The organism is Brevundimonas pishanensis (genome assembly GCF_022750635.1).
GTDB classification, from domain to species: domain Bacteria; phylum Pseudomonadota; class Alphaproteobacteria; order Caulobacterales; family Caulobacteraceae; genus Brevundimonas; species Brevundimonas pishanensis.
Genome location: NZ_JAJKBG010000002.1, coordinates 172,901 through 194,100 on the forward strand (window position 1 = coordinate 172,901; position 21,200 = coordinate 194,100).

18 protein-coding genes, 3 tRNA genes and 1 pseudogene are annotated in these 21,200 nt (G+C 60.4%); 19 read left to right on the top strand and 3 right to left on the bottom strand.

Annotated elements, in window-relative coordinates:
• Window positions 1-19: 19 nt before the first annotated feature.
• Window positions 20-96, bottom strand: a tRNA-Pro gene (locus LOX95_RS04510).
• Between the two features lie 223 nt (window positions 97-319).
• Here LOX95_RS04510 and LOX95_RS04515 point away from each other — a divergent pair.
• The 3 genes from LOX95_RS04515 (at window position 320) to LOX95_RS04525 (ending at window position 1,922) form a co-directional block, all read left to right on the top strand.
• Window positions 320-393 (top strand) — tRNA-Gln (locus tag LOX95_RS04515).
• A 130-nt stretch (window positions 394-523) separates the two neighbouring features.
• On the top strand, window positions 524-1,102 hold the full coding sequence (locus tag LOX95_RS04520; RefSeq protein WP_242913280.1) for a hypothetical protein: 579 nt from the start codon (window positions 524-526) through the stop codon (window positions 1,100-1,102).
• Between the two features lie 73 nt (window positions 1,103-1,175).
• The gene (locus LOX95_RS04525) at window positions 1,176-1,922 is read left to right on the top strand and encodes a hypothetical protein (protein WP_242913281.1); all 747 of its coding nucleotides are present in this window, start codon (window positions 1,176-1,178) and stop codon (window positions 1,920-1,922) included.
• 70 nt (window positions 1,923-1,992) lie between these two features.
• Here the strand turns inward: LOX95_RS04525 and LOX95_RS04530 are convergent, their stop codons facing one another.
• Window positions 1,993-5,277: an autotransporter outer membrane beta-barrel domain-containing protein gene (locus LOX95_RS04530; protein WP_242913282.1), complete on the bottom strand. Its 3,285-nt coding sequence runs from the start codon at window positions 5,275-5,277 to the stop codon at window positions 1,993-1,995.
• A gap of 277 nt (window positions 5,278-5,554) precedes the next feature.
• Between LOX95_RS04530 and LOX95_RS04535 the strand changes: the two genes are divergently transcribed.
• The gene (locus LOX95_RS04535) at window positions 5,555-6,802 is read left to right on the top strand and encodes a glycosyltransferase (RefSeq protein WP_242913283.1); all 1,248 of its coding nucleotides are present in this window, start codon (window positions 5,555-5,557) and stop codon (window positions 6,800-6,802) included.
• A gap of 107 nt (window positions 6,803-6,909) precedes the next feature.
• On the opposite strand, the gene LOX95_RS04540 is transcribed toward LOX95_RS04535, so the two are convergent.
• A tRNA-Asp gene (locus tag LOX95_RS04540) sits at window positions 6,910-6,986 on the bottom strand.
• Between the two features lie 402 nt (window positions 6,987-7,388).
• On the opposite strand from LOX95_RS04540, the gene LOX95_RS04545 reads away from it, so the two are divergent.
• The 15 genes and pseudogenes from LOX95_RS04545 to LOX95_RS04615 all read left to right on the top strand — a co-directional run bounded on the left by LOX95_RS04545 (window position 7,389) and on the right by LOX95_RS04615 (window position 21,196).
• Window positions 7,389-7,766 carry an NADH-quinone oxidoreductase subunit A gene (locus LOX95_RS04545; protein ID WP_242913284.1) on the top strand — a complete coding sequence of 126 codons (378 nt, stop codon included), beginning with the start codon at window positions 7,389-7,391 and terminating at the stop codon, window positions 7,764-7,766.
• On the top strand, window positions 7,736-8,356 hold the full coding sequence (locus tag LOX95_RS04550; RefSeq protein ID WP_242913285.1) for a NuoB/complex I 20 kDa subunit family protein: 621 nt from the start codon (window positions 7,736-7,738) through the stop codon (window positions 8,354-8,356). The genes LOX95_RS04545 and LOX95_RS04550 overlap by 31 nt, the downstream gene beginning before the upstream one ends.
• A complete protein-coding gene (locus LOX95_RS04555) occupies window positions 8,353-8,976 on the top strand; it encodes an NADH-quinone oxidoreductase subunit C (protein WP_242913286.1) in 624 nt (207 codons plus the stop codon). Before LOX95_RS04550 ends, LOX95_RS04555 begins: the two co-directional genes overlap by 4 nt.
• A gap of 10 nt (window positions 8,977-8,986) precedes the next feature.
• Window positions 8,987-10,254, top strand: a pseudogene (locus LOX95_RS04560) (NADH-quinone oxidoreductase subunit D).
• Window positions 10,251-10,919, top strand: a complete 669-nt coding sequence (gene nuoE, locus LOX95_RS04565; RefSeq protein WP_242913287.1) for an NADH-quinone oxidoreductase subunit NuoE — start codon at window positions 10,251-10,253, stop codon at window positions 10,917-10,919. The pseudogene LOX95_RS04560 and the gene nuoE overlap by 4 nt, the downstream one beginning before the upstream one ends.
• Complete coding sequence (locus tag LOX95_RS04570) at window positions 10,919-11,188, top strand: hypothetical protein (RefSeq protein WP_242913288.1); 270 nt, start codon at window positions 10,919-10,921, stop codon at window positions 11,186-11,188. The genes nuoE and LOX95_RS04570 overlap by 1 nt, the downstream gene beginning before the upstream one ends.
• A gap of 6 nt (window positions 11,189-11,194) precedes the next feature.
• Window positions 11,195-12,508 carry an NADH-quinone oxidoreductase subunit NuoF gene (nuoF, locus tag LOX95_RS04575; RefSeq protein ID WP_242913289.1) on the top strand — a complete coding sequence of 438 codons (1,314 nt, stop codon included), beginning with the start codon at window positions 11,195-11,197 and terminating at the stop codon, window positions 12,506-12,508.
• 5 nt (window positions 12,509-12,513) lie between these two features.
• Entirely contained in the window at window positions 12,514-14,559 is a 2,046-nt protein-coding gene (gene nuoG, locus LOX95_RS04580; RefSeq protein ID WP_242913290.1) for an NADH-quinone oxidoreductase subunit NuoG, read from the top strand.
• Between the two features lie 3 nt (window positions 14,560-14,562).
• The gene (nuoH, locus tag LOX95_RS04585; protein WP_242913291.1) at window positions 14,563-15,642 is read left to right on the top strand and encodes an NADH-quinone oxidoreductase subunit NuoH; all 1,080 of its coding nucleotides are present in this window, start codon (window positions 14,563-14,565) and stop codon (window positions 15,640-15,642) included.
• 5 nt (window positions 15,643-15,647) lie between these two features.
• Window positions 15,648-15,872, top strand: a complete 225-nt coding sequence (locus tag LOX95_RS04590) for a hypothetical protein (protein ID WP_242913292.1) — start codon at window positions 15,648-15,650, stop codon at window positions 15,870-15,872.
• 205 nt (window positions 15,873-16,077) lie between these two features.
• The gene (gene nuoI, locus LOX95_RS04595) at window positions 16,078-16,569 is read left to right on the top strand and encodes an NADH-quinone oxidoreductase subunit NuoI (RefSeq protein ID WP_242913293.1); all 492 of its coding nucleotides are present in this window, start codon (window positions 16,078-16,080) and stop codon (window positions 16,567-16,569) included.
• Window positions 16,570-16,679: 110 nt separating this feature from the next.
• The gene (locus LOX95_RS04600; protein ID WP_242913294.1) at window positions 16,680-17,306 is read left to right on the top strand and encodes an NADH-quinone oxidoreductase subunit J; all 627 of its coding nucleotides are present in this window, start codon (window positions 16,680-16,682) and stop codon (window positions 17,304-17,306) included.
• Window positions 17,306-17,614: an NADH-quinone oxidoreductase subunit NuoK gene (nuoK, locus tag LOX95_RS04605; RefSeq protein WP_242913295.1), complete on the top strand. Its 309-nt coding sequence runs from the start codon at window positions 17,306-17,308 to the stop codon at window positions 17,612-17,614. Before LOX95_RS04600 ends, nuoK begins: the two co-directional genes overlap by 1 nt.
• Window positions 17,615-17,628: 14 nt before the next feature.
• Window positions 17,629-19,704 (top strand): NADH-quinone oxidoreductase subunit L, encoded by a 2,076-nt coding sequence (nuoL, locus tag LOX95_RS04610; protein ID WP_242913608.1) that lies wholly within the window; start codon window positions 17,629-17,631, stop codon window positions 19,702-19,704.
• Window positions 19,705-19,708: 4 nt separating this feature from the next.
• Window positions 19,709-21,196: an NADH-quinone oxidoreductase subunit M gene (locus tag LOX95_RS04615; RefSeq protein WP_242913296.1), complete on the top strand. Its 1,488-nt coding sequence runs from the start codon at window positions 19,709-19,711 to the stop codon at window positions 21,194-21,196.
• The last annotated feature ends 4 nt before the right edge of the window (window positions 21,197-21,200 follow it).

The following is a 21,200-nucleotide window of genomic DNA, read 5'->3' on the forward strand; positions in this document are numbered from 1 at the left end:
TAGATTTTTAGGGAAAAGATGGTCGGAGTGGCAGGATTCGAACCTGCGACCCCCGCGTCCCGAACGCGGTGCTCTACCAGACTGAGCCACACTCCGACTTGTTCTCGAAGCGGTGGGGCGCTGCCCGCCGCCGAGGTGTGGGTGTATAGCCACCCTCTTTCTGTGCTGCAAGAGCCAAAATAGCAGTTTTAAAAAAAGACGTTGCTCGATGAAAATTTCTGCAATTTCAGCAAGAAAGGGGCTTGCGAAACAAAAAGCTCGCGAGTATCAACCACACATCGCCGGGGCGCACTGCTCTCCAGCGGTTCACCGGAAACGGTGGGGAATGGTGTAATGGTAACACTACGGTTTTTGGTACCGTCATTCTAGGTTCGAGTCCTAGTTCCCCAGCCATCCGGTTCAAAAGGCCGCCCTTCGGGGCGGCTTTTTTGCTTTCTGGCCCCCGCAATCCCATAGGCGCGGGAGAGGCAGTTCCGGCCTGTGGCTTTAGTCTTCTGGCAGATCATTCGCAGGAGATGCCGACATGGCCGGTCACAAAAAACTCGTTGTCGTGGGTGTAGCCTCAATCCTACTGATGGGTGCCGGAGCCAGCGCCATGGCTTTGCGCGCTGATCGCACCGCAATGCCGGTTCGGCCGGTCATGATGAAACACGCTGCTGGTGAATCGCCCAGTTCACGCGCGAATGACGCTATTCCGGCGATGTCCTCATCTCAGTCTGCGACTTCGCCGGTCATTCCAGCTGAGTTGCGCGCACATTCCGAACGAATCCGCGCCATTTGGACCGACGGGGCCAATCTTGCGGACCACTATGTCCAGTTCACCGTGCCATGCGACGGCAATGATTGCCGCGAACTGCTGGTCGGCAACTTGATGACGGGCGAGATCGTGCAAACCGGGATGGGATTCGCGCAGATGCCTGATCTGACCGCATCTTCTTCGCAGGACAGCGCCCGCCTCGTCCTGTCGTGGATCAATGTGGCTGGGGCCAACTGCGCGCGTGCCACTTATCGCTGGACCGGCGAACAACTGGCGGCTGAAAGTGATATCGAAGAGATCCCCTATGAAGACGCAGGCTGCGACCGTGGCTTGGCGGAGCACTAAGCCAACTTAACCGTCGGAACGAACCCGCGCGCAGGCGATTGAAGGTCTGAAGAGGCTTTGATCGGAGTGGGATATGGCGGACAGCCGTCTGGATCGTTTGGAACGACTGAACCGGTTGCGCGAAAGCGGAGCCCTGACACAGCAGGAGTTCGAACGTGAAAAGCTCTTGCTTGATATGCCATCGCAAGAGCCGGTCGCCGCGCCAAGATCGGGCGATTCATCTAAAGCGCTACTTCTCGTTTCAATCGCAGCACTGGCTGTCGTTGCGGCGGGCGCTGTGTTTCTACTGACGCAGAATCGGGAACCCTCCGTGGTTCGTGAAGCGGCGCCGACTGTTGTGCAGCCCTCGGTCCAGGCACCGACCACGACCAACGCGCCAGAAGCGCAGGCTCAGCCGGTGGAACCTATTGCGCCAGCACAGCGTCCGGCCGACCCGCTTGTCGCGCCACAGCCTGCGGTTGCCGAACCCAATCTAACGGGCGGCTTCTATGACTATCGCACCCGCATTCGAGAGGGTTGGCGAGGGCGCCCGAATCTCGCGGGCGAGTATGTCGTGATCCGTTGGGGCTGCGGTTCGGGGTGCACGACGGGCGTTGTCGGAAACAAGCGCACGGGCGAGCTTCATTGGCTTGAATTGGGCGGCGAAGACTATCCGTACCTGCAACTGCAGTTCGGTGCGGGCGGGAATAATGTTCTGGCAACGTGGCGCGAGGATTTGCACCTATGCGCGGCCCAGATGTTCCAGTGGAACGGGCGCAGGATGATTGCACAGGAACAGGCGGAGTTCCGTAAGACGCCGGACGACGACTGCTCCATCTAGGCGAGGTCTAAAAGCAAAACAGCCGCCGGATCGCTCCGGCGGCTGTTCGCTTGTTTGACTGCTGGCTTGCTTAGAACCGGAAGCTGGCCCGCAGCAGCAGAGTGTAGCGGACGTAGTCTTCGAGCAGCTCGGCATCGCCAGTGATCGACAGCATGCCCAGCTCGTTGCCGACATTCATGCGGAAGCCGAGGATCGGACCACCGCCTTCGATGCCCAGACCGCTGAGCTTGAACGAGTCGCCACCCGAAGCGAAGCGGGCGATGGTGTCGCCGGCATCGACCGAGAAGTTATGGCGGTAACCGACGCGGAGTTCCGGACGGATCCAGCCATCCTTGCCGAAGCCGTAGCCGATGTTCACAGCAGCGACGCCCGAGAAGATGTGGCCGTCGCGGTCTTGGATGTCGAGGTCGAAGCCATCACCACCACCGCGTTCGGTACGGGCGTCCTCGCTCAGCGAGAAGTACTCGGCATAGACTTCGGGGCGAACGTTCAGGCGACCGAAGTGCTTCTCGTAGGATGCGCCACCGGCAGCAGAAAGGGTGAAGCCGTTCCAGTCGGACTCGTTCTTCAGATTGATGCCATCAGCGACGAGACGACGGGTTGCGTCGAACCATGCGTAACCGGCAGCAGCACGAGCCCAGGTGGTCCACGCCTGACCCTGAGCGCGCCAATACAGGCCCATCTCGAGCAGGTTGGCGGACAGGACTTCTTCCGCAGCCGATTCAGGATCTTCAAGGTCCGAAGAGGTGAAGGCCACCGACAGACCAAGAGCGCCTGCCTTGGTGCCGCGTTCGATGCCGCCCGCGACGCCAAAGCCTTCCGAACGGAAGCCGTAAGTGTCGGTCTTGTCCTTGTCGGCGTAGAAGTTGATCTCTTGGACCCACGCGCTGGTTTCGCCCTGTGCAGCCGACGCGTTACGGCCCGTCAAGGCACGCGTTACGGCGTCAACACCGGCAGCCAGCGACATCAGCGGGCCACCGGAGTGGTCCGGCAGCATTTGCTCGTAGACGTCGAAGAAGCCGTCGCGGGTGGTCTGCGAAAGCAGGGCATTGCGGACCGTTTCGTTCTTGGACAGTCCTTCGTACAGAACGTCATAGGCGCTGGCTTCAGCGGCAATCATGCCGGCTTCCTGCGCAGTACGACGGCGTGCATCGATGAACACTTGGCCGTTGGCCACGTCCGAATCCACGCCCACCACATAGGCATAAGGCGAGTTGGTTTCCAGCGACGGAAGGTCGATCTGGCCGAGGTTCAGGGTGTCGGCATCAATAACGGTGAAGCGCGACGGCTCCTTGACCAGCGAGTTGAAGCGAACGCCAAGGCCTGCGCCATCTGCCAGAGTAGCGGTGCCATTGACCTTGAAGCCACCGTTGGTGGAGCTCGCCGGGTCAAGCGTCACAACCAGAGTGCCATCAGCACCGACGTTCAGGTCGGTCAGATTGGTCACGCCGGTCTGGCGTGCATCCAGCGTGCCCTTGCTGACGTTGATCGAAAGGTTGCCGTCGCCCGAGTTGATCGCACCCGTAACCACTGCACCGCCCGAAACCAGCAGGCGGTCGGCACCGTTGCCGAACGACAGGTCGCTGTTGACGGAGCCGTTACGGATATCCACCACATCGGCACCCGAGCCGAGGATGATGGCACCCGTCGTCGTGGGTTCCTTCGCGTCGGGCACGCCGTCCTTGTCGCTATCCGGCGAGGTTTCGCTGACGCCGCCGACGATACCGTCCTGAATATAGGTCAGGCCGGCGGTGTTGTTCGCCGCGTTGATGGCTACAGCCTTACCGGTCAGCACGTCGTCGCCGTCGATCGGCGAAATCAGAGCGGCAATCGTGCCATTGTTAGTGATGCTGCTCAGCGAACCGCTGACGTCGTTGATGGCCGTGGCCGAGGCCTTGCCGCCGGTCACGTCAGAGATGATGTTGCCGGTGTTGGTCAGGCTGCCGAGCGAAGCGCCCGTACCGACGTCGATTGCCGTGAATTGGCGTGCGACGTTGGAAGTGCCGGTGGCGCGGATCGTGCCGGTGTTGTTGAGGGTAGGGGTGGTCGCGCCCTGGCCCAGACGGACAGCGGTGGCGTTACCGTGCAGCGAGCTGGCGACGATTTCGCCTTCGTTGCTGATACCGCCAGCGACAGTGACGGTTTGGCCACCGTCGACACCCACACGCAGGCCGGTGCTGTCGACGTTGTCGTAAACGCCTGCGCCGTTGATCAGGCCACGGTTTACGATGCCGTATGCATTCGAGCCCGTGCCCACGACATCCAGCGTGATGGCTTGGCTGGTGGACCCGATCTGAACAGCCGGAGCGCTGCCGAACGAGGTGATGGCCGCGCGTGTTTCCAGCGAGTCGAGGATGCCGTCGCCGTCGCGGTCGGTGTCGGTAGAGTTTTTGATGCCGTCGCCGTCATCATCCTCGTCACCGTTCTTGATACCATCGCCGTCATCGTCACCGTCGACGCCGCCCGTGCGGTACGTCGGTGCAGCATCCAGCAGGAGGCCCTGGCTAAGGTTGCCCGCGATGTTCACGGCCGGACCGCCTTGCAGCAGGTCGTCAGGCTCGAGGTTCTGATAATAGATCGCGCCGTCGATGGCACCGCTGGTCGGCTTATCGGCGGGGCGAGTGGTGTAGCGGTAACCGGTCGTGGTCACCTGACCTTGAATGTTCAAACGACCATTCACGTCGCCCTGTACATCGATGCCCGTAGCGCCTTCGCCCGTTGCCTTGATGTTGCCCAGCAGGTTGACGTTGCCGGTCTGGTCGCCACCGATGTGCACGGCGGTGCTGCGGTCGCCGAAGACCGTGACGGCACCAAGGGTAGTCACTGCGCCGTTGTGGTTGCTCTCGATCGAGATACCGCGCGAGTCGTTACCCTCGACGAGGATATTGCCCGAGGTTTCTACCGTCAGCGGGCCGGTCGAAGTTCCCGGACCGGCATAGCGCACGCCATAACGGTTGATGCCGCTTGCCCATGGTCCATCGAGGTCACCGTCTTTATCGGTGTCCGGATAGGTTTCGATCGAATCCAGCACACGGACCGTACCACCGATCACCACGGCACTGGTGTGGCCCGGCTGGACCAATACACCGGTCGAACCGTCCGCAGACTTGTCCATGTTGATCGAACCGCCGGACTCCAATTTGAAGTCGTGCGAAGAATCAACAGTGACGGCTGCGCCGTTAGCGACCGCGATCGAGCCGTTACCGGCGATACGGATGCTGTCCGGAGCGGAGCCGGTGGCGTTGGCGGTGTTGATCGGCGTCGTACGAGCGGTCGACACGACCTGCTCGGCCCAAGCGCCCGACGCGACAACTAGAGGAGCTATCGCTGCCGCTGTAGCCAGTAGTGCACGCATTCGAAACTAACCCCTCGATGCAATCAGTCGTCAAAGTAGCAAAGTCTGCGTTTAGCAGGACAATCACTCGTTGACCCCAAGTTTCTCAGATTTGAGGCGAATGCAAGACCAACCGGCCCTTTTAGAGGTCAAAGTGCAGGGTCACATTACCAAGATTTATATGCGAGATGTCGCGTCAGCTTTCGTTCATCTGGACTGTGCGATTCGTTGATGTTGGATGGCATCCTGCAGGCGGGTTGTGCGTTACGGTGATCCCCGCGCCAGAGGTAAGATATCCATGAGCCAAGTCGACATTCAGGAAGCCGAATTCAGTTTGCTTCCTGGGCTGGATGAACAGATCGGTTCAACGCTCCAGCGGCTGAAAGGCATGGCCAACAGCGACCGTCCGCGGCTTGTGGACACGACTATGCTGTTCGCGCCCCGCTCGGGTGGTGTGAAGCGCTATCTGCTCGCCAAGCAGGCTTGGCTGGCCGAGAACCGTCCGGGCGTCGATCACACACTGGTGGTCCCGGGTGCAAAGCATCAGGTTGGCAGGGATGGCATTGTCCAAATCCGGTCACCCAAGCTGCCGTTCGGGGATGGCTATCGCTGGCCCAGTTCCGTGCGCAAATGGGGAGCATGGGTTTCGGCCCTCAATCCATCCGTCATTGAAGCCGGTGACCCCTATACTGCGGGGCAGGGTGCGCTTGAGGCCGGTCAGCGGGTTGGCGCTCCGGTTGTCGGCTTCTGTCACTCCGACCCCGCAGCATTGGCCGCTCTGCATTTCGGCGAATGGGCCAAGAGGCCTGTCGAAAAGCGCTGGGCCAAACTGTTCTCGCAGTTTGACCGCGTGGTTTCCCCGAGCCGCTTCATTGCCCGCCGTCTCGAAGAGGCCGGTGTCGGCAATATTTTCATCCGCCCTCTCGGCGTGGAAATTGACACCTTTACGCCAGAGCGACGTGATCGCGACTGGCTGTTGAAGAAGGTTGGCCTCCCGGCAGACGCCCGTCTCCTCTGCTTTGCCGGTCGTCCGGCCAAGGAGAAGAATGTCGAGGTGTTGATCGAGGCTGTCCAAAAGCTGGGCGACCCGTACCACCTGATTCTTGTGGGCGCCGGTCAAGGCATGCCGGCAGAGGATCGTGTGATCTCTCTTGAGTATGAGAAGGATCCAAAGGCTGTCGCAAAGATCGTGGCGAGCGTGGATGCCTTCGTGCATGCCAATGACAAGGAGCCGTTCGGCCTTATCGTTCTGGAAGCTATGGCCTGTGGACGCCCTGTTGTCGGGGTGAACTCTGGCGGTGTCGCTGAAACGGTTGATTCCTCGGTCGGCCAGTTGGCTCCGCGCGCCGAGGCCGATGTTTATGCCGAGGCCATTACCGCGCTGTTCGAGCGGGACATTGAAGCTTTGGGCCGTGCAGCACGCGTGAAGATGGTCGAACAGTTCGCGTGGAATCGCGTCTTCGAGGAACTGAGCATGCTCTACGGCGACCTCAGCGGTTGCCCCGAGTTCGCTATGGCGGAATCGCAACTGACGCTCGACGGATAGCAGAAGGCCGCGCACGGCATTATCGTGTGCGGCTTGGCATCTTCGATTGTGAGGAGAGAGGGAAGGGCGGATGCGCCACTCTTGCTTCCTAGACTTTAGGAGAAGAGTGGCGCGAGTGACGGGGCTCGAACCCGCGACCTCCGGCGTGACAGGCCGGCACTCTAACCAACTGAGCTACACCCGCGTTTCCCAGCCGAGGCGTCTAGTGCGCCGCGGCGAGGTGGGTCGTTTACTGAGGCCCTACGTTCAGGTCAAGCGACCGGAGCGAAGAAAATGCATTTTTTCGAAAATTGTACGAAAAAATCCGACACTTGGCGCCAGTGAAGGAGGCAGGAAACTGCCCACATATAGAAGTGTCGAAGCTGCCAAGCTGAAATTCCGCTTTATCCGATATTCGGAACATAACCCGCGTTCAGGCGTCACCAACTGTGCGGTTTTCGTTGCGTAACGCAGGCCTATGAAATCCTCCTCTTTTTGCGAACCATTCTCAATGTGGACTTATTGGCTTCATGGGTTTGAACACTGGCGGAGTTGGGTCTAAGAAGCGCCGAATCCGCCCCCTCCATCGGCGGGCGAGGCAGCTCGAATGAATGAATTTCTTCTAGATTACCTACCGATCGTCGTTTTCCTGGGGATCGCCATTGTTCTCGGCTCGGCATTCATGCTGGCCGCATGGGTTCTGGCACCTAAAAACCCGGATACGGAAAAAGTCTCGGCTTATGAGTGCGGCTTCAATGCCTTTGACGACGCACGCATGAAGTTCGACGTCCGTTTCTATCTGGTTTCGATCCTCTTCATCATCTTCGACCTCGAAGTAGCCTTCCTGTTCCCGTGGGCTGTGTCGCTGTTTGATCTCTCGCACGCACAGATGGTCTTTGCCTTCTGGTCGATGATGGTCTTCCTCGGCGTACTGACCGTGGGCTTTATCTACGAATGGAAGAAGGGAGCACTGGAATGGCAGTGATCACGCCTTCGTCGTCGCTTATCGCACCGGCGTCGCCGCTGGTGCCGGCAGGTAGCGCCGCGCGTTCGACCGTTGAGGGCTATGACCCCAAGGTCCACGATAAATTCTTTGAAGCTGTGAACACCGAACTGGGTGAGCAAGGCTTCCTGACGACTTCGCTGGACGACGTCATTACGTGGGCCCGTACCGGCTCGCTGATGTGGATGTCGTTCGGTCTGGCGTGCTGCGCAGTGGAGATGATCCACCTGTCGATGCCGCGCTTCGACCTCGAGCGTTTCGGTACGGCTCCGCGTGGTTCGCCGCGCCAGTCGGACCTGATGATCGTCGCTGGTACCCTTACCAACAAGATGGCTCCGGCTCTGCGCAAGGTCTATGACCAGATGCCTGACCCGCGCTACGTCATCTCGATGGGCTCGTGCGCCAACGGCGGCGGCTACTACCACTACAGCTACAGTGTCGTTCGTGGTTGCGACCGTGTGGTTCCGGTTGACGTTTACGTCCCGGGCTGCCCGCCGACCGCCGAGGCTCTGCTGTACGGTATCCTGCAACTGCAAAAGAAGATCCGTCGTACCGGGAGCATCGAACGATGAGCGAACTCGTCCGCGTGGCCGAGCGTGAGTCGGCCCTGACCCCGCTGGGTACGGAAATGGTGGCGGCTCTCGGTGTCGAGGCCGTCGTTGCCTTTGGTGAACTGACCCTGATCGCTCCGCGCGAGCAGATCGTTTCGGTGATGCAAAGCCTGCGGGACCAATTCGGCTTCCAGCAGCTGATGGACGTCTGCGGTGCAGACTATCCGGATCGCGAAGACCGTTTCGAAGTGGTCTATCACCTGCTGTCGCTGACCCGCGCTGCGCGCCTGCGCGTCAAGATTCAGACCGACGAACTGAAGCCGGTCCCGTCGGTCGTTTCGGTTTATCCGTCGGCTGGCTGGTTCGAGCGCGAAGCTTTCGACATGTACGGCATGATCTTCTCGGATCACCCCGACATGCGCCGTATCCTGACCGACTACGGTTTCCAGGGTCACCCGCTGCGTAAAGACTTCCCGATGACGGGGTATGTCGAAGTTCGTTACGACGAAGAGCAGAAGCGCGTGGTCTATGAGCCTGTGAAACTGGCTCAGGAATACCGTACCTTTGATTTCCTCTCGCCGTGGGAAGGTGCCGACTATCCGGCTCCGGTCCTGCCGGGCGACGAGAAAGCGGGAGCCTGATCCATGGCTGATGGAAACAACACCCCCGCGCGTCCGCTTGGCGTCACCGTCGATCCGTTCGAGGATTACGAAGACAGCCTTACCCCGCACGCCCGTGCGATGGACGATCGCAAATTCACCATCAACTTCGGCCCGCAACACCCGGCAGCGCACGGCGTGCTGCGTCTGGTGCTGGAGCTGGACGGCGAGCTGGTCACGCGCGTTGACCCGCACATCGGCCTGCTGCACCGCGGCACCGAAAAGCTGATGGAATCGCGTACCTATCTGCAGAACATCCCGTATCTGGATCGTCTCGACTACGTGTCGCCGATGAACCAGGAGCACGCGTTCTGCCTCGCTATCGAGCGTCTGCTCGGTGTCGAAGTGCCGTATCGTGGTCAGCTGATCCGCGTGCTGTACTCGGAAATCGGCCGCATCCTGAACCACCTGCTGAACTCGACCATGCAAGCCATGGACGTGGGCGCTCTGACCCCGCCGCTGTGGGGCCACGAAGAGCGCGAGAAGCTGATGGTGTTCTACGAGCGCGCCTGTGGTGCCCGTCTGCACGCCAACTACTTCCGTCCGGGCGGCGTCCATCAGGACCTGACGCCGGAGCTGATCGACGACATCGACCTGTGGTGCAAGGAGTTCCCGCGCGCCCTGGACGACATCGAAAAGCTGGTCACCGAAAACCGCATCTTCAAACAACGCAACGTCGACATCGGCGTCGTGTCGAAGGAAGACGCGCTGGCCTGGGGCTTCTCGGGCGTCATGCTGCGTGGCTCTGACATCGCGTGGGATATCCGCAAGGCGATGCCGTACGACTGCTACGCCGACATGGAATTCGACATCGTTGTCGGCAAGAACGGCGACTGCTGGGACCGTTACCTGTGCCGCGTCGAAGAAATGCGCCAGTCGGTCCGCATCATGGAGCAGTGCATCCACAAGCTGCGCAACTGCCCCGGTGAGCCGGTTCTGGCTGAAGACAACAAAGTCACCCCGCCGCGTCGTGGCGAGATGAAGCGCTCGATGGAAGCGCTGATCCACCACTTCAAACTCTACACCGAAGGCTTCAAGACGCCTGAAGGTGAAGTGTATGCGGCTGTCGAAGCGCCAAAGGGCGAGTTCGGCGTGTATCTGGTGTCGGATGGCACCAACAAACCTTACCGCGTCAAGCTGTCTGCACCGGGCTTCCGCCACCTGCAGGCTATGGACTGGATGAACCGTGGCCACATGCTGGCTGACGTTTCGGCCATCCTTGGCTCGCTCGACATGGTGTTCGGAGAAGTGGACCGATGAGCGTTCGTCGTCTGGCCAAAGAGCAACCGGCCTCTTTCGAGTTCTCGAAAGAGACGATGGAAAAGGCTCAATGGTGGATCAAGAAGTATCCGGAATCGCGCCGCCAGTCGGCTGTGATCCCGGTGCTGTGGCTTGTGCAGAAGCAGGAAGGCTGGGTCTCCGAGCCGGCTATCCGCGCTATCGCCGAGCTGCTGGGCATGGCCTACATCCGCGTTCTGGAAGTGGCCACCTTCTACACCATGTTCCAGCTGGAGCCGGTCGGTAAGGTCGCTCTGATCCAGGTCTGCGGCACGACCCAGTGCATGCTGCGCGGCTCGCAAGACCTGATGCGCGTCTGCAAGGAAAAGATCGGTCCGAAGGACAAGCTTTCCGCCGACGGTCGTTTCACCTGGCAGGAAGTTGAATGCCTTGGCGCGTGCTCGAACGCCCCGATGGCCCAGATCAACGACTACTATTACGAAGACCTGACGCCGGAAAACATGGCTCAGATCATTGACGACTTCGCCGCTGGCAAGCAGCCGGAGCGTGGTCCGTACAATGGTCGCCATAACTCGGCACCGATCGGTGGTGCCAAGGTCCTGCTGGACCCGGCGCTGTACGACGGTTCGGCTGCCAAGCCGATCGACAAGCTGCCGAACTCCGAACCCGTTAAGGCTGACGCGTAATGGCAAAGCCGGACCTCGAAACACCTCAGGGCAGGGCAGCCTATCGCGCCGAGTTGAAGCGCGTGGGCTGGAAGCTGCGTCTGGGCGGCTTTGTGCTGATCGTGGTCGCGGCTCTGCTCGTCGTGCTGTCCCGTGACGGCAAGCTGGGTCTGACAGAAGATGCGGTGCCGGTTGCGTACGCTATGCTGTTCGCAGGATGGGTGATGGTCATTGCCGCCATCTTCCAACGCACCCGCCACCACAAACGCCGCATGGCGGAAGGACTTTAAGGAACCATGGTCGGAATCCTCGAAGACAAGGATCGGATCTTCACCAACCTCTACGGCTTCCATGATTGGGGTCTTGAGGGGGCGAAGAAGCGCGGCGCGTGGAACGCCACCAAGGACATGCTGGACCTTGGCCGCGACTGGATCATCAATAACGTTAAGGCCTCGGGTCTTCGCGGTCGCGGTGGCGCAGGCTTCTCGACCGGCCTGAAGTGGTCGTTCATGCCGAAGGAAGTGAAGGATCGTCCTCACTACCTCGTCATCAACGCCGACGAATCCGAGCCCGCGACCTGTAAAGACCGCGAGATCATGCGTCATGATCCGCAACTGCTGATCGAAGGCGCTCTGATCGCTTCGTTCGCAATGCAAGCCCACGCTTGCTACATTTATCTGCGCGGCGAGTACGTGCTGGAGCGCGAGCGTATGGAAGCCGCCGTCAAGCAGGCCTATGAGGCCAAGCTGATCGGTGACAACAACGTCCACGGCTGGGACTTCCACGTCTACATCCACCACGGTGCCGGCGCTTATATCTGCGGCGAAGAGACCGCTCTGCTGGAATCGCTGGAAGGCAAGAAGGGCCAACCGCGCCTGAAGCCGCCGTTCCCGGCTGGCGCAGGCCTGTACGGCTGCCCGACGACCGTGAACAACGTGGAATCGATCGCTGTGGTTGGCACCATCCTGCGTCGCGGTGCTGACTGGTTCGCCAGCTTCGGTCGCCCGAACAACACCGGCACCAAGCTGATGTCGCTGGCTGGCCACGTGAACACGCCTTGCGTGGTCGAAGAGGCCATGTCGATCCCGCTGCGCCAACTGATCGAAGATCACGGCGGCGGCGTGCGTGGCGGCTGGGGCAACCTGAAAGCCATCATTCCGGGCGGCGCTTCGTGCCCCGTCATCACTCGCGAACAAGCCGAAGTCGCCCTGATGGACTTCGATTCCATGCGTGAACTGCGCTCGTCGCTGGGTACCGCTGGCGTCACCGTCATGGACGAGTCGACCGACATCGTTCGCGCCATCGCCCGCATCAGCTACTTCTTCAAGCACGAGAGCTGCGGCCAGTGCACGCCGTGCCGTGAAGGCACCGGCTGGATGTGGCGCGTGCTGGAACGTATGGCTGTCGGCGATGCCGACCCTTCGGAAATCGACCTGCTGCTGGACGTGGCCGGTCAAGTCGAAGGCCACACCATCTGCGCTCTCGGTGACGCTGCTGCATGGCCTGTCCAAGGCCTGATCCGTCACTTCCGTCACGAGATCGAAGACCGCATCAACACCTACCGTAGCAGCCGCGCGAACTTCGCCGGCCACACGATCGCGGCGGAGTAATCGTAATGCCTATCGCCAAGGTAAATGGTGTCGAGGTTGAGTTCGAGCAGGGCATGACCGTGCTGCAGGTCGCGGAACGCGCCGGGCAGGAAATCCCGCGCTTCTGCTACCACGAACGCCTGTCCATCGCCGGCAACTGCCGCATGTGCCTCGTCGAGGTGAAGCCTGGACCGCCGAAGCCACAAGCTTCGTGCGCGCTTCCGGCTGCTGACGGCCAGGAAATCTTCACCGACACCCCGATGGTCAAAAAGGCCCGCGAAGGTGTGATGGAGTTCCTGCTGATCAACCACCCGCTGGATTGCCCGATCTGCGATCAGGGCGGCGAGTGCGATCTGCAAGACCAGGCAGTCGGCTATGGCCGCGACGGCTCGCGTTACAGCGAGAACAAGCGCGCCGTAGAAGAAAAGAACATGGGCCCGACGGTGAAAACCTTTATGACGCGCTGCATCCAGTGCACGCGTTGCGTTCGTTTCATCACCGAAGTGGCTGGCGTTCCGGACATCGGCATGATCTCGCGCGGCGAAAGCGCCGAGATCACGACCTATCTGGAAAAGAACATCGACAGCGAACTGTCGGGTAACGTCAACGACCTGTGCCCGGTTGGCGCTCTGACGCACCGCCCGTGGCAGTACCACTATCGTCCGTGGGAACTGCGCAAGTGCGAAACCATCGACGTCATGGACGCCATGGGTTCGAACATCCGCGCCGACTACCGTGGCTCGGAAGTGATGCGTGTGCTGCCGCGTGTAAACGAAGGCATCAACGAAGAGTGGTTGGCTGACCGTTCGCGTTACGCCGTCGACGGCCTGCAAGCCCGTCGTCTCGACCGTCCGTGGGTCCGTGAAAACGGCAAGCTGCGCGCTGCGTCGTGGGATGAAGCCCTGAACGTCGTCGCTGCCAAGCTGAAGGCCGCTCCGGCTGACCGCATCGGCGCGATTGCGGGTGACCTGCAAGACGCTGAATCGATGAAGGCTGTGCTGGACCTGTTCCGCGCACTTGGCTCGAACAACACCGACTGCCGCCAGGACGGCGCTGCAATCGGGGGCGGTTCGCGCGAAGGTTACCTGTTTAACACTTCGATCCAAGGCATTGAAAATGCTGATGCTATCCTGATCGTGGGTGCCAACCCGCGCGTCGAGGCTCCGCTGCTCAACGCCCGTATCCGCAAGGCTTGGCTGACAGGCGGCACCGAGGTTGGTGTCATCGGTCAACAAGTGGATCTGACCTACGACTACGCCTATTTGGGCGAAGGCTCGAAGACCGTCGGCAAGCTGCCGAAGGCCGCAACCGAGTTCCTGACCAAGGCTGAACGTCCGGCGATCATCGTCGGTATGGGCGCTCTGGTTGGCGAAAACGGCGCGGCTGTGCTGAACGCTCTTGGCGCAATCGCCAAGAAGGTTGGCGTGGTCAAGGACGGCTGGAACGGCTTCAACATTCTGCATACCGCCGCTTCGCGCGTTGCCGGTCTGGACATGGGCTTCCTGCCGGGCGAGGGCGGTCTTGCCGTCGCGGACATGCTGAAGCCGGGTGCTCTGGACGTTCTGTTCCTGCTGGGTGCCGACGAGGTGAATGCTTCGGGTTCGGACGCTTTCCGTGTCTACCTCGGCTCGCACGGTGACCGTGGCGCGCACAGCGCCGACGTCATCCTGCCGGGTGCCGCATATACCGAGAAGTCGGGTCTGTATGTGAACCTCGAAGGCCGCGTCCAACTGGCTGAACGCGCTGTGTTCCCGAAGGGCGAGGCCAAGGAAGACTGGGCTATCGTTCGCGCACTGTCGGAACGCGCAGGTCAAACCCTGCCGTACGATACGCTGGACCAACTGCGTACCAAGCTGATGTCGGACGTTCCGACCTTCGGCCGTATCGATTATCTGGCTCCGTCGGCTTCGTTCGACGTGGCATCGCTCGGTACCAAGGGTGATGTGGGCGATACCGCCTTCGTTTCCCCGATTGCCGATCCTTATCTGACCAACCCGATTGCGCGCGCCAGCGAAACCATGGCCGAACTGTCCCGTGAACGGGTCGCGCCGGTTGCTATGGCGGCGGAGTAAGACATGGAAGCTGCGACTTCATTCTGGGCTACGCCGGTCGGCTGGACCCTCATCACTGTTGGTGGGATCCTGCTGGTTACCGTCGGTATCCTGATTTCTCTGGCCTTCCTGCTGCTGGCCGACCGCAAGATCTGGGCGGGCGTTCAGCTGCGTAAGGGTCCGAACGTGGTTGGCCCGTTTGGCCTGCTGCAATCCTTCGCCGACTTCTTCAAGTTCGTGCTGAAGGAGATCGTGGTTCCGGCGGGTGCCGACAAGGTAGTCTTCCTTCTCGCGCCGCTGATCACTTTCGTCCTGGCCTTCATCGCCTGGGCGGCCATTCCGTTTGCACCGGGTTGGGTCATTGCAGACCTGAACGTCGGCATTCTCTACATTCTGGCGATCTCGTCGCTGGGTGTTTACGGCATCATCATGGGCGGTTGGGCTTCGAACTCGAAGTACCCGTTCCTCGGCGCACTGCGTTCGGCGGCCCAGATGGTTTCGTACGAAGTGTCGATGGGCCTAATCATCATCAACGTCATCCTGCTGGCTGGCACGATGAACCTGACGACCATCGTTACCCAGCAGGCCGGCTTCTTCTGGAACTGGAACGTGTTTGGCGGTGGCGCAGGGACGTGGCCGACGATCATCGTGATGATCCCGATGACCATCGTCTTCTTCATCTCGGCACTGGCTGAAACCAACCGTCCGCCGTTCGACCTTCCTGAAGCAGAGTCTGAACTGGTAGCCGGTTATCAGGTCGAATATTCGTCGACGCCGTATCTGCTGTTCATGATCGGCGAGTACGCTAACATCGTGTTCATGTGCGCGATGATGACCCTGCTGTTCTGCGGTGGCTGGAACCCGGGCTTCCTGTCTGCTGGCTTCCTTGAAAGCCTGCCGACGTGGATGAGCTACACCATCTATCTGCTGACCTTCATCATCAAGACGGTGTTCTGGTTCTTCATGATCGCCTTGGTGAAAGCGTTCGTACCGCGTTACCGCTATGACCAACTGATGCGTCTGGGCTGGAAAATCTTCCTGCCGTCGTCGCTGGTGGCCGTGGTGTTCGTGGCAGCCTGGCGCGTCTTCGCCGTAGGAGGCTGATGGGTATGATCCGTTCGCTTGCGATTTCGACGCTGTTGGTTATCGGTCTGGGGGCAGGGGCGTGCAGCCACTGGAAACCCTATGACTACGAGGCCAACCGCAGTTCGGAATCGTCGGTCGAGCGCGAGGCACGTCGTGAACGTGAGGCGCGTGGCGAGCAGCAACGGATCGTTCGATGCGAGACCATGGGGCAGGCGGCACGTCGTGACGCGCCGGACTGTCGCATATAATGGTCCGCGTCGGGCTTGCAGTCTTGGGTCTTTGTACCCTATCGGCGTGCGGAACCCCGTATGAGGCCGACCCTGTGTCGGTCTATCAATGGGAACGTCGCCAGGAAGAAATCGTGAGGCAAAACGCTGACAAACAGCGTCTTTGTCAGACTTTGGATAAGGATAGCGCACGCTATAAACGCGAGTGCGCTGGAGTGAGATCGTAATGCTGACCCGTATCGTTCAGGCGGCCAAGGGCGCGATGCTGACCGACGCGTTCGGCGCTGTTGGCCTTTCGCTGAAGTACATGCTGAAGCCCAAGGCGACGGTGAACTATCCGTTCGAGCGCAACCCGCAATCGCCGCGTTTCCGTGGCGAGCACGCTCTGCGTCGCTATCCGAACGGCGAAGAGCGCTGCATTGCGTGCAAGCTCTGCGAAGCCATCTGTCCGGCACAAGCCATCACCATCGAGGCTGAACCTCGTGCCGATGGCTCGCGTCGTACCACCCGTTATGACATCGACATGGTGAAATGCATCTACTGCGGTCTGTGCCAAGAGGCCTGCCCGGTGGACGCCATTGTCGAAGGGCCGAACTCCGAGTTCGCAACCGAAACGCGCGAAGAACTGCTCTACGACAAGGAACGCCTGCTCGATAACGGCGACCGTTGGGAACGGTTGATCGCGAAGAATCTGGAACTCGACGCGCCCTACCGCTAAAGGTCGCGTCGAATCCGCCGTACTGACCCCGTCCGTAGGGCGGGGCCGCAATTCTGGAATGGTTCGGGCTTCGTCTGAACCATGGTTTTGAAGGGGGCATCGTCCCGCACATGCTGCAAGGCCTGGCCTTCTATCTTCTGGCAACGATTGCCGTGGTTTCCAGCCTCCTGGTTGTGACCGCGCGTAACCCTGTCCACTCCGTCCTCTGGCTGATCCTGACGTTCTTCTCGGCAGCCGGTCTGTTTGTTCTGCTCGGTGCCGAGTTCCTCGCCATGCTGTTGGTGGTGGTTTACGTCGGTGCAGTCGCGGTTCTGTTCCTGTTCGTCGTCATGATGCTGGATGTCGACTTTGTCCGTCTGCGCGAAGGCTATGCGCGCTACCTGCCGCTGGCGGGTATCGTGGCCGCCATTCTGCTGGCCGAGATGGTCATGGTGTCGCTCAGCGTTGTTCAAGGTGGCGCTGCCAAGGACGCAGTCGCTCCGGTCCTGATGGCCGAGGGCGTGACGAACACCGAAACCATCGGTCGAGTCCTGTATACGGACTACGTCTACCTGTTCCAGGCTGCGGGCATTGTTCTGCTGATCGCGATGATTGGTGCAATCGTTCTGACCCTGCGCAAGCGCGATGGCGTTCGCCGTCAGGATCTGGCTGCTCAAGCCAACCGTCGCCGTGTGGATGCTGTTGAAATCAAGTCGGCCGCTACTGGCGTCGGCGTGAAACCCGAGGAGCTCCTGTGATGGACATTTCGCTCCAGCACTACCTCGCGGTCGCCGCGATGCTGTTCACCATCGGTGTGTTCGGCATCTTCGTGAACCGCAAGAACATCATCGTTATCCTGATGTCGATCGAGATGATCCTTCTGGCGGTGAACATCAACTTTGTCGCGTTCTCGCGCTACCTCGGCAACGTCGAGGGTCAGTTGATGGCGATGTTCGTTCTGACCGTTGCCGCAGCCGAGGCCGCCGTTGGCCTGGCTATTCTCGTGACCTTCTTCCGTAACCGTGGCGACATCGCTGTGGACGACGCCTCTGTGATGAAGGGCTGATTGGGACCGTGTCTATCCAAACTCTCGTCATTTTAGGCGTCTTCGCCCCGCTGCTGGGCGCGATGATTGCTGGCTTCTTCGGACGCCGGATTGGTGACATTGCCTCGCAGGCAGTGACCACCGGCCTGCTGTTCGTGTCGTGCCTGATTTCGTGGATCGTCTTCAGCAAGTGGACGTGGGGTGGCCTCGAGGCCTTCACCGTCAAACTGCTGCCGTTCATCCACGTTGGTGACTTCCAGTCGAACTGGGCGATCCGCATCGACGCCATGTCGGCGACCATGCTGATCGTGGTGACCAGCGTCTCGGCGCTGGTTCACACCTATAGCTGGGGCTACATGAAGGAGGACGACAGCCGTCCTCGCTTCTTCGCCTATCTGTCGCTGTTCACCTTCATGATGCTGGCGCTGGTGACGGCTGCCGACTTCCTGCAGATGTTCTTCGGCTGGGAAGGCGTGGGCCTCGCTTCGTACCTGCTTATCGGCTTCTGGTATAAGAAGCCGTCGGCTACGGCTGCATCGATCAAGGCGTTCGTCGTCAACCGCGTGGGTGACTTCGGTTTCCTGCTCGGCATGATGACCGTCTTCTGGATGTTCGGCACGATCGAGTTCGCCAAGCTCTTCCCGCTGATCGCTGCCAAGGCTGGCACCGGCTGGGAATTCCTCGGCTACACTTGGTCGGCTCTGGATCTGGCTGGTCTGCTGCTGTTCATCGGTGCGATGGGTAAGTCGGCCCAGTTCTTCCTGCACACCTGGCTGCCGGACGCGATGGAAGGCCCGACTCCTGTGTCGGCTCTGATCCACGCCGCAACCATGGTGACCGCAGGCGTCTATATGGTCTGCCTGCTGTCGCCGCTGTACGAACACGCGCCAGTCGCGACCCAGTTCATCACCGTCATCGGTGGCATCACGGCGATCTTCGCCGCGACCGTCGGCATGATGCAAAACGACATCAAGCGCGTGATCGCGTACTCGACCTGCTCGCAGCTCGGCTACATGTTCTTCGCTGCTGGCGTAGGTGCGTATCAGTCGGCCATGTTCCACCTGTTCACGCACGCCTTCTTCAAGGCTCTGCTGTTCCTCGGCGCAGGTTCCGTGATCCACGGCATGCACCACGAGCAGGACATGCGTAAGATGGGCGGTCTGTGGAAGCTGCTGCCGCTCACCTATGCAACCATGATGATCGGCACCATTGCCATCACCGGTCTGGGCATTCCGGGCATCGGCGGCTTTGCAGGCTTCTACTCGAAGGACTCGATCCTCGAGAGCGCCTACGCTTCGGCCACCTCGGGTCATGCTGTCTTCGGCATGTTCGCCTTCACCATCGGTATTCTGGCAGCACTGCTGACGGCTTACTATTCGTGGCGCCTGGTCTTCATGACCTTCCACAATAAGGCTCAATGGAAGGAAGAGGAGGGCGCTGCCCACCACGACGACCATCAGGCCGTTGTGGCTCATGACGATCACGCCGGCGCGCACGCTGCTCATGACGACCACGCGCACGACGACCACCACCACGGCCCGTTGCAACCGCACGAAAGCCCGTGGATCATGGTGTTGCCGCTGCTGGTTCTGTCGGTCGGTGCTGTGTTCGCCGGTATGGTCTTTGCACCGCACTTCATCGGTCATCACGAGGGCGAGTTCTGGCGTGGTGCTATCCAAACGCTCGAGTCGAACCACGTGCTGCACGACAGCCACAGCGTTCCGACCTGGGTGAAGTGGGCTCCGCTGATCGTCACCCTGCTGGGTACCTTCATCGCTTTCGTACTGTACGTACTGAAGGAAGGCACCGCCAAGCAGATGGCCGAGAAGAAGGGTGCGCTGTACACCTTCCTCTACAACAAGTGGTACTGGGACGAGCTTTACAACGTCACCTTCGTGAAGGGCACCAAGGCTCTTGGCGACTTCTTCTGGAAGGTCGGCGACGTGAAGATCATCGATGGTCTGGGTCCGAACGGTGCTGCTTGGGCATCGCTTAAGTCGGGCGGCTGGCTGTCGCGCTTCCAGTCCGGTTTCGTTTATTTCTACGCATTCGTGATGCTGATCGGCGTTGCGGCCTTCCTGGCCTTCGCGATCTTCACGTGGGGAGCTTAATCTCGTGCCTCACATTCTGAGCATCGTTACCTTCCTTCCGCTTCTCGGGGCCGCGGCGATCATCGTCGCGAGCCTCCTGAACAAGGGTGGCAAGGAAGCTGCGGCCCCGGCCGCACGCTGGATCGCACTGGGCACGTCGCTGGTGGGTCTGGCTCTGTCGATCCTGCTGGTGGCCCAGTTCGACCCGTCGAACACCGCCTATCAGTTCGTGGAATATGCGCCGTGGTTCGCCGGTGCGGCTTACCACCTCGGCGTTGACGGGATTTCGATCCTGTTCGTGCTGCTGACCGCCCTCCTTGTCCCGCTGTGCGTCATCGCCAGCTGGAAGGCGATCGAACACCGCGTCGTCGAATACATGGTCTGCTTCATGCTGCTGGCGACCATGGCGATCGGCGTGTTCACCTCGCTGGACATGTTCCTGTTCTATTTCTTCTTTGAAGGCACTCTGGTTCCGATGTTTCTTGTTATCGGTATCTGGGGTGGTGCGAACCGGATCTACGCCTCGTACAAATTCTTCCTCTACACCCTGCTGGGTTCGGTGCTGATGCTGCTGGCCATGCTGTGGATGCGCCACGAGACGGGCACGTCCAGCATTCCGGAGCTGAAGCAGTACGCCTTTGATCCGGCTGTCCAGCCGCTGCTGTGGCTGGCCTTCTTCGCATCTTTCGCCGTGAAGATGCCGATGTGGCCGGTTCACACCTGGCTGCCGGACGCCCACGTTCAGGCTCCGACCGCCGGTTCGGTCATGCTTGCCGGTATCATGCTGAAACTGGGTGGCTACGGCTTCATCCTGTTCAACCTGCCGATGTTCCCGCAGGCCTCGGAAATGTTCACCCCGCTGGTGTTCGCTCTGTCGGTTATCGCCGTGGTTTACACGTCGCTGGTCGCCTTCCGTCAGACCGACATCAAGAAGCTGATCGCCTACTCGTCGGTGGCACACATGGGCTTCGTGACCATGGGTATCTTCGCCGGTAACGACGCAGGTGTTCAGGGTGCTGTGTTCCAGATGCTGAGCCACGGTCTGATCTCGGGCGCACTGTTCCTGTGCGTTGGCGTGATCTACGACCGCATGCACACTCGCGAAATCGCCTTCTACGGCGGTCTAACGGCTCGCATGCCTTGGTACGCAGCCATCTTCCTCTTCTTCACCATGGCGAACGTGGGCCTTCCGGGCACCTCGGGCTTCATCGGCGAAGTGCTGACGATGACCGGTGCCTATCAGGTCTCGACCTGGACGGCTCTGATCGCTGCCTCGGGTGTGATCTTCTCGGCTGTTTACGCCCTGACGCTGTTCCGCAACGTCATGTACGGCCCGATCACCAATCCGAAGCTGGAAAACATCACCGACATCGACAAGCGCGAACTGCTTATCTTCGTGCCGCTGATCATCGGTACCGTGGCTCTGGGTCTGTACCCGAACGCCATCCTCGACATCACGGGGCCTTCGGTTGAAGCCCTGACCACCGCCTATCGCGCAGCAATCGGCGGGTGAGAGC

What these genes read in the sequence shown, in the direction of transcription:
- LOX95_RS04520 (WP_242913280.1), top strand. Translation starts at nt 524, where the DNA reads ATGGCCGGTCACAAAAAACTCGTTGTCGTGGGTGTAGCCTCAATCCTA.
- LOX95_RS04525 (WP_242913281.1), top strand. Translation starts at nt 1,176, where the DNA reads ATGGCGGACAGCCGTCTGGATCGTTTGGAACGACTGAACCGGTTGCGC.
- LOX95_RS04530 (WP_242913282.1), bottom strand. Translation starts at nt 5,277, where the DNA reads ATGCGTGCACTACTGGCTACAGCGGCAGCGATAGCTCCTCTAGTTGTC.
- LOX95_RS04535 (WP_242913283.1), top strand. Translation starts at nt 5,555, where the DNA reads ATGAGCCAAGTCGACATTCAGGAAGCCGAATTCAGTTTGCTTCCTGGG.
- LOX95_RS04545 (WP_242913284.1), top strand. Translation starts at nt 7,389, where the DNA reads ATGAATGAATTTCTTCTAGATTACCTACCGATCGTCGTTTTCCTGGGG.
- LOX95_RS04550 (WP_242913285.1), top strand. Translation starts at nt 7,736, where the DNA reads ATGGAAGAAGGGAGCACTGGAATGGCAGTGATCACGCCTTCGTCGTCG.
- LOX95_RS04555 (WP_242913286.1), top strand. Translation starts at nt 8,353, where the DNA reads ATGAGCGAACTCGTCCGCGTGGCCGAGCGTGAGTCGGCCCTGACCCCG.
- nuoE (WP_242913287.1), top strand. Translation starts at nt 10,251, where the DNA reads ATGAGCGTTCGTCGTCTGGCCAAAGAGCAACCGGCCTCTTTCGAGTTC.
- LOX95_RS04570 (WP_242913288.1), top strand. Translation starts at nt 10,919, where the DNA reads ATGGCAAAGCCGGACCTCGAAACACCTCAGGGCAGGGCAGCCTATCGC.
- nuoF (WP_242913289.1), top strand. Translation starts at nt 11,195, where the DNA reads ATGGTCGGAATCCTCGAAGACAAGGATCGGATCTTCACCAACCTCTAC.
- nuoG (WP_242913290.1), top strand. Translation starts at nt 12,514, where the DNA reads ATGCCTATCGCCAAGGTAAATGGTGTCGAGGTTGAGTTCGAGCAGGGC.
- nuoH (WP_242913291.1), top strand. Translation starts at nt 14,563, where the DNA reads ATGGAAGCTGCGACTTCATTCTGGGCTACGCCGGTCGGCTGGACCCTC.
- LOX95_RS04590 (WP_242913292.1), top strand. Translation starts at nt 15,648, where the DNA reads ATGATCCGTTCGCTTGCGATTTCGACGCTGTTGGTTATCGGTCTGGGG.
- nuoI (WP_242913293.1), top strand. Translation starts at nt 16,078, where the DNA reads ATGCTGACCCGTATCGTTCAGGCGGCCAAGGGCGCGATGCTGACCGAC.
- LOX95_RS04600 (WP_242913294.1), top strand. Translation starts at nt 16,680, where the DNA reads ATGCTGCAAGGCCTGGCCTTCTATCTTCTGGCAACGATTGCCGTGGTT.
- nuoK (WP_242913295.1), top strand. Translation starts at nt 17,306, where the DNA reads ATGGACATTTCGCTCCAGCACTACCTCGCGGTCGCCGCGATGCTGTTC.